General features: G+C 72.0%; 11 protein-coding genes. 4 read left to right on the top strand and 7 right to left on the bottom strand.

The genetic code is table 11. The features are described 5' to 3' along the window. Positions 1–18: 18 nt before the first annotated feature. Both OHN19_RS08470 and OHN19_RS08465 read right to left on the bottom strand, forming a co-directional pair. Positions 19–2,406: a hypothetical protein gene (locus tag OHN19_RS08470; protein ID WP_330263571.1), complete on the bottom strand. Its 2,388-nt coding sequence runs from the start codon at positions 2,404–2,406 to the stop codon at positions 19–21. 119 nt (positions 2,407–2,525) lie between these two features. Continuing rightward, complete coding sequence (locus OHN19_RS08465) at positions 2,526–3,734, bottom strand: pyridoxal phosphate-dependent aminotransferase (RefSeq protein WP_330263570.1); 1,209 nt, start codon at positions 3,732–3,734, stop codon at positions 2,526–2,528. Positions 3,735–3,821: 87 nt separating this feature from the next. Here OHN19_RS08465 and OHN19_RS08460 point away from each other — a divergent pair, with 87 nt between their 5' ends. Next, positions 3,822–4,448 (top strand): winged helix-turn-helix transcriptional regulator, encoded by a 627-nt coding sequence (locus tag OHN19_RS08460; protein WP_330263569.1) that lies wholly within the window; start codon positions 3,822–3,824, stop codon positions 4,446–4,448. Positions 4,449–4,497: 49 nt separating this feature from the next. Here the strand turns inward: OHN19_RS08460 and OHN19_RS08455 are convergent, their stop codons facing one another. From OHN19_RS08455 to OHN19_RS08445, 3 genes are read right to left on the bottom strand one after another with little or no spacing between them, the layout of a single operon-like run. Further along, positions 4,498–5,310 (bottom strand): hypothetical protein, encoded by an 813-nt coding sequence (locus OHN19_RS08455; protein WP_330263568.1) that lies wholly within the window; start codon positions 5,308–5,310, stop codon positions 4,498–4,500. Then, a complete protein-coding gene (locus OHN19_RS08450; RefSeq protein WP_330263567.1) occupies positions 5,310–6,575 on the bottom strand; it encodes a VWA domain-containing protein in 1,266 nt (421 codons plus the stop codon). Before OHN19_RS08450 ends, OHN19_RS08455 begins: the two co-directional genes overlap by 1 nt. A gap of 45 nt (positions 6,576–6,620) precedes the next feature. Next, a complete protein-coding gene (locus OHN19_RS08445) occupies positions 6,621–8,105 on the bottom strand; it encodes an IucA/IucC family siderophore biosynthesis protein (RefSeq protein ID WP_330263566.1) in 1,485 nt (494 codons plus the stop codon). Between the two features lie 92 nt (positions 8,106–8,197). Here OHN19_RS08445 and OHN19_RS08440 point away from each other — a divergent pair, with 92 nt between their 5' ends. Genes OHN19_RS08440 through OHN19_RS08430 form a run of 3 tightly spaced genes read left to right on the top strand, consistent with a single transcriptional unit; the run spans position 8,198 to position 10,886 of the window. After that, a complete protein-coding gene (locus tag OHN19_RS08440; RefSeq protein WP_391194849.1) occupies positions 8,198–9,694 on the top strand; it encodes an IucA/IucC family protein in 1,497 nt (498 codons plus the stop codon). A gap of 20 nt (positions 9,695–9,714) precedes the next feature. Continuing rightward, positions 9,715–10,620, top strand: a complete 906-nt coding sequence (locus tag OHN19_RS08435; RefSeq protein WP_330263564.1) for a HipA family kinase — start codon at positions 9,715–9,717, stop codon at positions 10,618–10,620. Then, positions 10,617–10,886 (top strand): SelT/SelW/SelH family protein, encoded by a 270-nt coding sequence (locus OHN19_RS08430; RefSeq protein WP_330263563.1) that lies wholly within the window; start codon positions 10,617–10,619, stop codon positions 10,884–10,886. Before OHN19_RS08435 ends, OHN19_RS08430 begins: the two co-directional genes overlap by 4 nt. A gap of 4 nt (positions 10,887–10,890) precedes the next feature. On the opposite strand, the gene aceB is transcribed toward OHN19_RS08430, so the two are convergent. Then, positions 10,891–12,516: a malate synthase A gene (gene aceB, locus OHN19_RS08425; protein ID WP_330263562.1), complete on the bottom strand. Its 1,626-nt coding sequence runs from the start codon at positions 12,514–12,516 to the stop codon at positions 10,891–10,893. Positions 12,517–12,700: 184 nt separating this feature from the next. Further along, entirely contained in the window at positions 12,701–13,300 is a 600-nt protein-coding gene (locus OHN19_RS08420) for a nucleotidyltransferase family protein (RefSeq protein WP_330263561.1), read from the bottom strand. Between the last annotated feature and the right edge of the window lie 78 nt (positions 13,301–13,378).

The raw sequence follows: 13,378 nt of genomic DNA, 5'->3' as shown, positions 1-13,378 counted from the left end.
GATGAGAACCTCCTCGACCTACTTGCCGGACCCCGCACCGGACCCGGACCCGGCTCCCCCCACGGCACCGGGCGCCGTGGCCCCCGACTGCTGCCGAGGGATGTTCTGCGTGGCGGTCGCCCCCGTGCCGATCGCCTGGTTGCCGATGATGCTTGTGCCGCCCTGCTGGATGAGCCCCTGGTTGAGAATGGTCTGCTGCTGGGCGCGGAAGTCGGTGATGTCGTACCCGCGCGCGTCCAGGAACTCACGGATCGCGGCGAGCGTGTGACGCTCCACCAGGGACGTGATCCGCGTGGCGTCCACGACCTGGAAGTAGTTGTGGTAGTCGGGGCTGAGCGCCAGCTCCCGGACGCTCAACCGCGCACCGAAGTCGTAGACCGGATCCTGCTCCAGGGCCCTGAGCTCGTCCACCATCCGTCTGCTGTGCCGCTCGTCGAAGTACGCCTGCCGCAGCGCCCGGAACGGCGCCCCGTAGAAGGCCTTGCCGGTGCGGGGGACGGCGTCCAGCAGCAGCCCGCGCCGCGCGTGGGAGGAGAGCGGTCCGCGCAGCCGGTCCACGACGTGGTACTCGGCGCGCACCGGGCCGAGCACGTGGTTGCTGCACTGCAGGTGCAGCGTCCGCCCCGTCGTCGAGAAGTGCAGGAACACGCTCGGCACCACGTCCCCGCCCCACAACGGCACATGGACGGCCAGATGGTGGCGGACCGCCCCGGTGGGACGCTCCATGATCCGCTCGACCTCGTCGGGCGACAGCCGGGCGGCCGGGGCGAGGGTCTTGGTCCTGATGAAGCGTTGGTCGTCGCCGATGCTCGTCCCGCTGGCGAAGACCCGGTCCTCGATGACGAGAGAGGCGAGCGGCCCGAGGGACCCGAGGGCCTCGGCGGCGTCCACCGCCGCGCCGTTGGCGTCCGCCGTCGCCGACCCGTCCCCACCGGCGCGCGCGGTTGTCCTGAGCCATGCGCGCACGTGGTCGACGAGTTCGGCGACCGTGAACGCCTCCGGAGCGGCCGGTCGCGGCGGCTTCCCGACGGGATCGCCGGCGGGCAGCAACGGCACCGCGAGCGACCACCGTGAGGCGGCCTTCGCGTACCCGATGAAGGGCGTGTAGCCGCTGTACACCGTGACGTTCCCGTCCTGGGCCTCCCGGATGGCCGCCAGCCGCTCGGCCATCCACTTGCGCCGCGGCACGGTCGGCCGCGGCTGCCGGGCGAACGCCTCGCGGGTCATCGTCGTGCGCAGCACCCGGTCGACGTCGAGATCGTGGCGTACGACCGTGACGTACGCGAACGCCACCGCCGCCACCGACAGCAGCGCGGCCGGCACCCCGCCGAGATAGGAGCCCAGCAGCCAGGTCACGAAGCCGGGGGCGGGCAGCAGGGAGACGACGACGCCGAAGGTGAAGGCCAGGACCACGGCGACGCCGGCCGTGACGGCGGTGCCCACCAGGACCCTGCCCCGGGGCTGGTGGTGGCCGCGGGTGGCCAGGCTCGGCCGGACGCCGGCCTGCTGGGTGGTCGACAGGAAGAAGGCGACGAACAGCAGCCACAGGGGTGCGAACACCGCCACCACGACGAAGGCCGTGGTCAACCGCAGGTCGCGGCGCTGCCGCAGCTCCTGGGCGGTCAGACAGTGGCGTACCACCGCCACCAGGTCGACGTCGGGCGAGGCCGCCACGGCGCCGGCCTCGTCTGCGAGGAGGTCCTCGACCACCCGGTCGGCGAAGTCCTCGTCGACGTAGGCCGCGGCGCACAGGTACCGGGTGACGTCACCCGGCGCGCTCCCGACCGGCATGTGGACCGGCGCGGTCGTCATGCCGAGCCCTCTCTCTCTCAGGCGGCGGAGCGGCGCCGTCACGGCGCCGATGGAGCTCTTGGTGCCCGTGCGGGGCAGTCCTGTCGTCACCAGCATGAGCAGTACGCCCGCCACCAGGCCGAACAGGAGACCGCTGGGCAGCAGGTAGTCCAGCATCATGTCGTTCGGCGCCAGCTGGACGTCGGTCACGAAGGTCTTGTGCAGGCCCCACCACAGCAGGTTGGCCGCGACCGAGACAGAAAGGCCCACGAGGAGGCAGCGGATCCGGCCCGCCTTCCCGCGGGCCGACATCCGCCACAGGAAGAAGGCGAGCCCCGCGATCAGGAACAGGACGGCGAGGTCGTTCACGACCAGACCGGAGGTGGTCCCGTACTGGGCGGACGACGTGTCCCAGCGGGGGACGAACGCCGCTTCGAACAGGCGGCGCAGGGTCTTGCTGTCGGACCCCTCGATGTAGAACTTCCGCTCGTAGCGGTCCCAGATCGGCCGTTGCACCCACGGGCTGCCCAGCAGGCCGACGGTCAGGACGAGCAGCGCGAGCCGGCCGCGTAAGGCCGAGGACGTGCCCGGAGCACGCCGACGAGACAACAACACCACCCGGGATCCCCCCGTCCCCCGGCCCTGCGGATCAGTGGCCGCACACTAGGGCATCCCCGCTCTCGCCGACCGTGAACCCCAGCAACCCCGTCAGCTACCGCGCAACCCCCCGACAGCTACTGCCGGTACCCGCTCAGGAACCGCCCGATCCGCCCGATCGCCGCCTCCAGGTCCTCCGCGTGGGGCAGCGTCAGGATGCGGAAGTGGTCCGGCGTCGGCCAGTTGAACCCGGTGCCCTGCACGACCTGGATCTTCTCCCGCAGCAGCAGGTCCAGGACGAACCTCTCGTCGTCGTGGATCTTGTGGACCTTGGGGTCGAGGCGCGGGAAGGCGTACAGCGAGCCCTTCGGCTTCACGCACGACACACCGGGGATCTCGTTGAGCTTCTCCCAGGCCACGGTGCGCTGTTCGTGCAGTCGGCCACCGGGGGCGGTGAGGTCGTGGATGGACTGCCGGCCGCCGAGTGCGGCCTGGATGGCGTACTGGGCGGGGGCGTTGGCGCACAGCCGCATGGAGGCCAGCATGGTCAGGCCCTCCAGGTAGTTCTTCGCGTGCTGCTTCGGCCCGGTGACGACCAGCCAGCCGGAGCGGAAGCCGGCCACCCGGTACGTCTTCGACAGACCGCAGAAGGTCAGCACGACCAGGTCGGGGGCGAGCGCGGCGACGGAGTGGTGCACGGCGTCGTCGTAGAGGATCTGGTCGTAGATCTCGTCGGCGAAGACCATCAGGCCGTGCCGGCGGGCGAGGTCGAGGATGCCCTCGATGATCTCCTTCGGGTAGACCGCGCCGGTGGGGTTGTTCGGGTTGATGATGACGACGGCCTTGGTGCGGTCCGTGATCTTCGAGGCCATGTCGTCCAGGTCCGGGTACCAGTCGGCCTGTTCGTCGCAGAGGTAGTGCACCGCCTTGCCGCCGGCGAGCGTGGTGACCGCCGTCCAGAGGGGGAAGTCCGGTGCGGGGATGAGGATTTCGTCGCCGTCCTCGACCAACGCCTGTACGGCCATGGAGATCAGCTCGGAGATGCCGTTGCCGAGGAAGACGTCGTCGACGCCGACCTCCAGGCCCAGGGTCTGGTAGCGCCCGGCCACGGCCCGGCGGGCGGAGAGGATGCCGCGCGAGTCGGTGTAGCCGTGCGCCCGCGGCAGCATCCGGATCATGTCCTGGAGGATCTCCTCCGGCGCCTCGAAGCCGAACAGCGCGGGGTTGCCGGTGTTCAGGCGCAGCACGCTGTGGCCCGCCTTCTCCAGTGCGTCGGCGTGCTCGATCACCGGGCCGCGGATCTCGTAGCAGACCTCGCTGAGCTTGTTCGACTGCCGGAACTCCATGCGCTGCTGCCTCTCCGGTTTCGTGTGTTGCTTGGTTTTACCAAGCACGAGCTTGGAAAGTCCAACAACTTGTCTAGACTGCGTCGCATGTCACCTCGCCGAAGCTACGACCAGTACTGCTCCGCGGCCCGCGCCCTCGATGTCGTGGGCGACCGCTGGACCCTGCTGATCGTCCGGGAACTGCTGGCCGGCCCGCGCCGCTACACGGACCTGCACGCCGACCTGCCCGGCGTGAGCACGGACGTACTGGCCTCACGGCTGAAGGACATGGAGCGCGACGGCCTCACCACGCGACGCCGGCTCCCCCCGCCCGGCGCCGCTTTCGTTTACGAACTCACCGCGCGCGGACGCGAGTTGCTCCCGGTGCTCCAGGCCCTCGGCACCTGGGGCGGACCCGAACTCGGCGACCGGCGGCCCACCGACGCCGTCCGCGCACACTGGTTCGCGCTGCCCCTGCTGCGCTCGCTGGAGGGCGAAGGGCTCGTCGAAGTGCGCCTGGAGGAAGGGGACTTCCATCTGTACGCAGGCGCCGAGGACGGTCCCGCGTACGGCGACGGACCGGCCCCCGGGGAGCCGGACGCACGGCTCGTCCTGGACGCGGAGACCTGCGGGGCGCTGGCACGGGGGGAGTTGAGCCTGCCGGACGCGGTGCGCGACGGGCGGGTCCAGGTGACCGGCGACGGGGCGATCGCCAAGGCGCTGCGGGAGGCGTGAACGCGAAGAAGGCCCGCCGGAGCGGGCCTTCTCCTGGTGCGACGCCGGTTCAGGCGCCGGGCGGTACCCGGGACGGCCGTCCCGACCCGCGCGTCAGCGCGTACCCGCCGACACCCGCGAGCGCGGCCAGGGCGCCGCCGATCGCCGTCCACACCCACCGGTCCGACCACCAGCCGGAGGACCAGCCGTCCTCGGGCTCGATGGCGGACAGTACGGCGGAGTCCTCCGAACCGTCCTTCTCCGCCTCGGACTTCACCGCGATCCCCGGCACCAGCGGCTCGGCCAGCGAGCCGTCCACCGCGGCCGAACCGCCGATGTCCTTGGAGTCGACCCGCACCTCGGAGCTCACCGGGAGGCCCAGGTCGGCCGTGGTGACACCGACGGCCGTCAGCCGGACGTAGTACGTGCCCGGCAGCGGGTCGTTGGCCCAGGCCTCCGACCAGGCGCGGACCGTGCGCAGGGTGCAGGCCAGATCGACGCTGCCCACGCCCGCCGCGGCGGTGCGGGTCTGGGCGCCGTACTGGCAGGACTGGCGGCGCCGCAGCCCGTCGTACACGTCGATCTGCCAGGTCTGGGCGGCGTGGGTCTCCGGCAGCTTCACCGTCGCCTTCACGGTGGGCCGTTGACCGGCGTCCGCGGGGAAGGACCAGTACAGGTAGTCACCCGTGGAGCCGCTCGCCGTGGCGGCCTGGCCCTGCTCGATCTCGGTCGCCGTACGGAAGGACGTGCCCGCCTGGGTGGGGGCGTCACCGTCCGCCGAGGAGGCCGAATCCGTCGGAGTCGGCGAGGAGTCGGCGGCGGCCGGTGCGACGGCCAGGCCGAGCATCAGCAGGGAGACGCTCAACGCGCGTGTGATCCGCATCAGTTGGTCCTCCAGACCGCGACCCGCCAGCGTGACAGCCAGCCCCACAGCAGACCGGCCACGAAGCCGGCGAGGATCAGCGCCCCGAGCAGCCACCAGCCGCGCCCGAGGCCGAAGGAGGCCACGTCGCTCGCCTTCGACGGCCCGTCCACGACGTCCACGGTCAGCTCCAGCGGCAGACCCGGAGTGGTCTTCACCCCGGAGCCGGCCGAGAAGGAGTTGGTGACCTGGAGGCACACGGTCTCGGCGGGGGAGTCGTCCTCGTCGCTGTCCGCCTTGGGGTATCTGAGCCCCGTGGAGATCACATCGGTACGGCCGTTGCCCGCGGCCTCACCGCGCACGATCTCCCGGCCGTGCACGGTCACCGCCCGCAACAGCACGCCGTACGACGGGTTCACGGCCCGGTCGGCCGCCACGCTCACCGAAGTCCGCAGCTCCTGGCCCGGCTCGACGTCCACCCGGTACCAGCGCTGCCGGCCGAACTCCTCGCGGTCGGTGTACAGCCCGGACTTCAGCGTGGGCGCGGTGGCGCAGGCGTCGGTGCCCTCGGTGGCCACCGGCGTCACCACCGGGTCGGCCGCGCGGTCCACCAACTGGTTGACCTTGTCGGTGAGTTCGTCGGTGTGCTCGACCGAGGTGTAGGTGCCGCCGGTCGCCTCGGCGATACAGCTGAGCTGCTTGCTCATCTTGGTGTTCGGGACGAGGCCGAGGGTGTCGATGGTCAGCCCGACCCCCTTCGCGGAGATCTCCCGGGCCACCTCGCACGGGTCGAGCGGCGCGCAGGTGTCCTCGCCGTCGGTGATCAGCACGATCCGCTTGGAGCCGTCACCCGCGGCGAAGTCACCGGCCGCCTTGAGCAGCGCGGGCCCGATCGGGGTCCAGCCGGTGGGGGAGAGGGTGGCCACCGCCGTCTTGGCCTCGGTGCGGTCCAGGGTGCTGACCGGGTACAGCTGCGCGGTGTCCTTGCAGCCCGTCTTCTGGTTGTCCCCCGGGTAGTTGGCCCCGAGGGTCCGGATGCCGAGCTGGACCTCCTCGGGCGTGGCGTCCAGCACCTCGTTGAACGCCCGCTTCGCCGCCGCCATCCGGGTGCCGCCGTCGATGTCCGCCGTCCGCATCGAGCCGCTCACGTCGAGGACGAGATCGACCTGCGGCGCGTTGCCGCCCGTGGGTTCACCGGCGACCGCCGCGACCGGGAAGGCGATCCCGACCGTCAGGGCGGCGAGCAGGGCACACACTCCCACCGCCGACCGTTTTCTTGTGATCATCGCCGGATCCTATTGATCAGGTGCGCCGCGCTCCAAAACGGCCGCTCACAGCAGCGGGTTGGGCAGCTCCGTCCACTGGTCGCCCGGTGTCCCCGGCGACAGCCGCATCAGCGTCAACGCCTTCGTGGGCAGCGGCTGTTCGAGCAGCGCGACCAGATCGGGCGTGTGCGGCAGATCCCGTACGGCACTCTCCAGCGCCCCGCGCAACGCGGTCGCCGAACCCGCCGTACCCGCGAGGGCGCCCGCGACCAGGGAGCCGAACAGCTTGCGCCGCAGGGTGGTCACGTCGTCCGTGACGACCCGTCCGGACAGCTCCGGCACCGGGATGCCGTGCCGGGCCAGCCGGGCCGGGCTGATCCGGATGTCGGCGAGATCCCGGTAGACCAGTCCGACGGGCGCGCCTGACGGCGACAGGACGAGGAGGAGGTTCTGTCCGTGGGCCTCCAGAGCGACCCCGAGTTCCAGCGACCGCAGGCCCGCCGTGAGGGCCAGCCGGGCGAACTCCGCGAGCCAGGCGGGGGATCCGGGCAGGTCGGTGGTGGCGAGGGCGGCCACCGGGAGGACCCGGTCGCCGTAGATCCCGGGCGACTCGCGCAACACGGCCGCGAGGTCGGGGGAGTTGGCGGTGGCGGCTCCCAGCGTGCGGGTGAAGTGCAGGAGTCCGTCCATGCGCCGGGCCAGTGTCTCCGTGAACTCCGAGAGCACGGCGGACATGCCGATCGAGTACACGGAGATGTCCCGCACCGAGGACGTGAGACGGGCACTCAGGGCGGTCTTGACGTGCCGGTCGCCGGCCACGGCGAGGGTGCGCAGGGACATCAGCGGGTGGGCGTCCAGGCCCCCCGGGGCGCGCCGCTTCAGTACGTGCTCCGCCTGCCAGGGATGCACCGGCAGCAACAGGCGCTTCCCGTCCCGCAGGTCATCAGGCCACTCCCCGGTCACCAGGCACTCCGCCCCCGGGACCGGCACGAACCCCAGCCGCACCAGGGGCCGGTGCTCGGGGCCGTACGCCAGCTGCTCGGCCACGGAGAAGCCGGGCCGGGAGCGGCAGTTCGGGTGGTACGGGTGTCCGTCGACGACCCGCTGCTCCCACTCCCAGTCGTGCACCGGCCAGTCCTTCGAAGGGGGCCCCTGGCCCGCCCTCGACAGCGCCAACGAGGCGACACTGTCGGCGAGTTCGGCCGCGAACTCCGTGCCGTGCGGTACGCCGAGGGCGGTCATCAGGCGCTCGGGACGGTCGTAGGCGGTCCCGTCGAGCCGCACCTCCCTCACGTGGGCGGCGGTGGCGTACGGGTCCGGGTGCGGGCCGTGCAGCCGGCGGCCGTCCGCGAGGCGCAGGGTGAGCCCCTCCCGGCCCGCCTCCCGCGCCACGACCCAGGGCAGCGGCTCGTGTGTGAACCCCCGCCACAGCCGGGACAGCACGGCCGCCCGGGCACCGGGCAGCTCGGCCGCGTACCGCGCCGCGAGGTCGGGGCGTACGACGGCCAGCTCGTCGGCGAACTCGGCCTCGGCGGGGCGGGGACGGTGCACGGGGGGACTCCTCGGGTACGACTGGTGTCACGGTGGGTGGGTGACGGCAGACATACTGATCGTCATCGCCCCAGATGAACCGTAGAGAACGAGTGGATCGCGTGGATCTCCTGCCCCCGCCGGCCGACGCCGTCGCACACCGCGCCGACGCGTACGCGGCGGCGCCCCTGCTCAACTGTCTGCTGCGCGAGGTGGCCGAACCGCTCCCGGAACCCGGCGACCGCCCGGTGTACCGGCTCCCCGACGGACGGCTGATCCGGGTGCGCGGCGAGCGAAGGCCCGCCGAACCCGAGGTGCGTACGGCGGGCGGCTGGCGGCGGGTGAACCACACCGAACTCGTGAAACTCGTCGCCGAGGAGCTCACCCGGCACACCGGACGGTCCAACCACGACCTGCCCGCCGAGATGCTCGACAGCCGGGACGCGGTGGCCGCCCTGCTCGCGGCCAGGGACCGGGCGACGGCGCCCGGCGACCCGTATCTGCGCTCGGAGCAGTGCCTCGTCACCGGCCACCCCCACCACCCCGCCCCCAAGGCCCGCGGCGGCGGTCCCGTCGCCGCCTGGCTGCCGTACGCCCCCGAGGCGCACGCCCGGTTCCCCCTGGTCCTGCTCGGTCTGCGCGAGGACGCCGTGGTCGAGGAGGGCGACACCGCGGCTCTCGACGCGCTCGGCCAGGCTCCGCCCGGCTACCGGCTGCTCCCGGCGCACCCCTGGCAGCTGGACCTCGTGAGCTGCGCGGAGGCCTTCGCGGACGGGCGCCTGATCCGGCTCGGCACGACCGGCTTCGAGGTCTGGCCGACGGCGGCGATCCGCACGGTGTACGCCCCCGCGCGCGACCTGTTCCTGAAGTTCAGCCTGGACGTGCGCATCACGAACGACATCCGCCGGCTCTGGCGTCACGACCTGCTCAAACTCCGCCGTACGGATGAAGCGGTGGCGAGCGCCTTCGCCGCGAGCCCCGGGGGCGCGGCCTGGCTGAGCGACCGCGGCTACCGCACCGCCGACTTCGCCTTCGAGGAGCTCGCCGTCCTGGTCCGCGACGGCCTGCGCGACCAGGTGCGGCCCGGGGCGACCCCGCTGCTCGCCGCGGCCCTGGTGGAGGGCTTCGAGGGCAGCCCGCTCGACACCGTCGAGGACCCGGCCGCCTGGTGGGAGGCGTACCTGCGTGCGGTCGTACCGCCCGTCCTCGCGGCCTTCGCCGACCACGGTGTCGTACTCGAGGCGCACCTGCAGAACACCCTGGTCGCCGTGGCCGATGACGGCATGCCCGTGCAGGCGCTGTTCCGGGACGCGGAGGGCGTGAAGCTGCTGGCGGACGTCCCGCGCGCGCAGGGGTGGGAGCGGCTGGTGTACTGCCTGGTCGTGAACCACCTGTGGGAGATCGCCGCGGCCCTCGCCGAACGCCGGCCCGGCTTCGCCCCCTGGCCCGCCGCCCGCCGCGAACTGGCCCGCCACGACCTCCCGGAGATCCGGGCCCTGCTCACCTCACCGACCCTCCCCGGCAAGACGAACCTGCTGCTGAGGTGGACCGACGCGGACGGGGCGGCCGCACGGTACCTGCCGCTGCCGAACCCGCTGGCCGGCGCGTGACCTGAACTACCCTGGCCGGTGTGCTGCGCGCTGTGACTGCTGTTCGATACGTGACCCCGTTGAGGTCCGGCGGCTCCGTGCCCGGAGTCGTCGAGGCCGACGACCTCGGCACGTACGTCGTCAAGTTCACCGGCTCCGCCCAGGGCCGCAAGGCGCTGGTCGCCGAGGTGATCGTCGGTGAGCTCGCCCGGGCGCTGGGGCTGCGCTTCCCGGAGCTGGTCCTCGTGCACTTCGACCCGGCGATCGCCGACGGCGAGCCGCACCAGGAGGTGCGGGACCTGCACGCGGCGAGCGCCGGGGTGAACCTCGGCATGGACTATCTGTCGGGCGCCCGCGACTTCACCCCTGAGGTCGCGAGGACGTTCCCGGTCGACCCGCTGGAGGCCGGCCGGATCGTCTGGCTCGACGCGCTCACCGTCAACGTCGACCGTACGGTCCACAGCTCCAACCTGATGATCTGGCCGACCCTCGGCGTCGCACCCCCGCGCCTGTGGCTGATCGACCACGGCGCCGCCCTGGTCTTCCACCACCGCTGGGAGGGCGCCGACCCGGCGAAGCCCTACGACCTGCGCCACCACGCCCTCGGCCACTACGGCCCGGACGTGCGCGCCGCCGACGCGGAACTGGCGCCGAAGGTGACGCGGGAGCTGCTGCGGGAGATCGTCGCCGAGGTGCCGGACGCCTGGCTGACGGACTTCGACACGCCCGCCGAGATGCGCGAGGCGTACGTCGACCACCTGCACACGCGCGTGCGGGCCTCCGCCGACTGGCTCCCCACCGACTTCCCCAGCCGGGAGGAACTCGCCGCCGAGGACGCCCTACGCGCGGCGCGGACGGAACAGGGACGGCCCAAGTGGCTCAAGCGGGTCCCCGACCTGCACGGCAAGCCGCCCGCGGAACAGGATTGGTCGGTGCACCTCGGATGAGTCCCGTCGTACAGATCGAGTACTGCACCCAGTGCCGCTGGCTGCCCCGCGCGGCCTGGCTCGCGCAGGAGCTGCTCACCACCTTCGAGACGGAGCTGGGCGAACTGTCCCTCAAGCCGGGCACGGGCGGGGTGTTCGTGGTCCGCGTCGACGACGAGGTCGTCTGGGACCGGCGCGAGCAGGGCTTCCCGGAGCCCACGGCGGTGAAGCAGGCCGTACGCGACCGAGTGGCCCCGGGGAAGTCCCTGGGCCACTCGGACAAGTGACGTCTCAGCCGCGCAGCTGCTCGTACGCCGGCAGCGTCAGGAAGTCCGCGTAGTCGGCGTCGAGGGACACCTGGAGCAGCAGGTCGTGGGCCTGCTGCCAGTGACCGGCCGCGAAGGCCTCCTCGCCGATCTCCTGACGGATGTCCGAGAGCTCCTCGGCGGCGACCTTGCGGGCCAGCTCCGGGGTGGCCTTCTCGCCGTTCTCGAACTCCACGCCCGCGTTGATCCACTGCCAGATCTGCGAGCGCGAGATTTCGGCGGTCGCCGCGTCCTCCATCAGGTTGAAGATGGCGACCGCGCCGAGCCCGCGCAGCCAGGCCTCGATGTAACGGATGCCCACCTGGACGGCGTTGACGAGACCGGCGTACGTCGGCTTGGCCTCCAGCGAGTCGATCGCGATGAGGTCGGCCGCCTCGACGTGGACGTCCTCGCGGAGGCGGTCCTTCTGGTTCGGCTTGTCGCCGAGGACCTTGTCGAAGGACTCCATGGCGATCGGCACCAGGTCGGGGTGGGCGACCCAGGAGCCGTCGAAACCGTCGGCGGCCTCACGGTCCTTGTCGGCGCGGACCTTCTCGAAGGCCACCTTGTTGACCTCCGCGTCCCGGCGGGACGGGATGAACGCCGCCATGCCGCCGATCGCGTGCGCGCCGCGCTTGTGGCAGGTGCGGACGAGGAGTTCGGTGTACGCCCGCATGAACGGGGCCGTCATCGTGACCGCGTTGCGGTCCGGCAGGACGAACTTGGCGCCGCCGTCACGGAAGTTCTTCACGATGGAGAACAGGTAGTCCCAGCGGCCCGCGTTCAACCCCGAGGCGTGGTCGCGGAGTTCGTAGAGGATCTCCTCCATCTCGTACGCGGCCGTGATCGTCTCGATCAGCACGGTGGCGCGGACGGTGCCGTGCGGGATGCCGCAGTACTCCTGCGCGAAGACGAACACGTCGTTCCACAGTCGTGCTTCGAGGTGCGACTCGGTCTTCGGGAGGTAGAAGTACGGCCCCTTGCCGAGGTCGAGCAGCCGCTGCGCGTTGTGGAAGAAGTACAGCCCGAAGTCGACCAGGGCGCCCGGCACCTGGGCGCCGTTCGCGTCGACCAGGTGCCGCTCGTTCAGGTGCCAGCCGCGCGGTCGCATGACGACGGTGGCGAGCTCCTCGTCGGCCTTCAGCGCGTAGGACTTGCCCGACTTCTCGTCCGTGAAGTCGATGTTCCGGGTGTACGCGTCCGCCAGGTTGACCTGACCGAGGACGACGTTCTCCCACGTCGGCGCGGAGGCGTCCTCGAAGTCCGCGAGCCACACCTTGGCGCCGGAGTTCAGGGCGTTGATGGTCATCTTGCGGTCGGTGGGGCCGGTGATCTCGACCCGGCGGTCGTTCAGGGCCGCGGGGGAGGGGGCCACCTTCCAGGAGTCGTCCGCGCGGATCGCGGCGGTCTCCGGGAGGAAGTCGAGCGTGGAGGTGCGGGCGATCTCGGCGCGGCGCTCACCGCGGCGGGCGAGCAGCTCGTCGCGCCGGGGTGTGAACCGGCGGTGCAGCTCGGCCACGAAGGCGAGGGCCGCCTCGGTGAGGACCTCCTCCTGCCGCGGCAGGGGCTCGGCGTCGACGATGGCCAGCGGGGACGGCGCTGGTGCGGACATGAGCGGTCACTTCCTTCAGCGGTGGCACCGGGTGCCAGTCGAACCGGGTACGGCGAGGAGCACCCTGGGAGGGGTAGGGCGCTTCTGAGCAGTGGATACTAGTTTCCTCATCGTGGAATTTCAATGGTTTGTTGATGTCGAGATTCTCCGGGTCGAGGCAATGTGGCGCTCAGTGTCACCCCCCTCACTCCAGGTGCGCGAGATCCGTCACCGTGTCGATGTCGTACGGCCGCGCCACGTCCCCGCACTCGACGAGCGTGAGCGCGCCCCGGTGCTCCTTCAGATAGGCGCGTGCCCCCCGGTCGCCGGTCGCAGTCGCGGCGACCCCGGCCCAGTGCGCGGCGCCCAGCAGGACGGGATGGCCGCGCACCCCGTCGTAGGCGGCGGAGACCAGCGAGGACTCGTCCTCGTACGCGGCGAGCACCCGGCGCATCGCCTCCGCCCCGATGCCGGGCTGGTCGACGAGGGAGACCAGCGCCGCCCGTGCCGTCGTCCCGGCGAGCGAGCCGAGCCCGGCTCGCAGCGACGACCCCATGCCCTCGGCCCACTCCGGGTTCTCCACGAGCACGCAGTCACCGAGCTCCGCCCGCTCCCGTACGGCCGCCGCGGCCGCCCCCAGGACCACGTGCACCCGGGTGCAGCCCGCCGCCCGCAGGACGCCCACCGCGTGTTCGACGAGCGGGCGGCCCCGGTGTGCGAGCAGTGCCTTGGGCCGTCCGCCGAGCCGCCGCCCGCCGCCCGCGGCCAGGAGCAGCCCGGCGACCCGCTGTTCGTTCTCCGTCATGCGTCCTGCATACCTGACGTGCCGGGGTGGACCGGCTTTGCGTCGGGTTTCCACGGGCTGAATTTCGGTCCGCACGGT

It is taken from the genome of Streptomyces griseorubiginosus, from assembly GCF_036345115.1.
GTDB lineage: Bacteria > Actinomycetota > Actinomycetes > Streptomycetales > Streptomycetaceae > Streptomyces > Streptomyces griseorubiginosus_C.
This window is presented reverse-complemented; position numbering and strand designations above follow the sequence as displayed.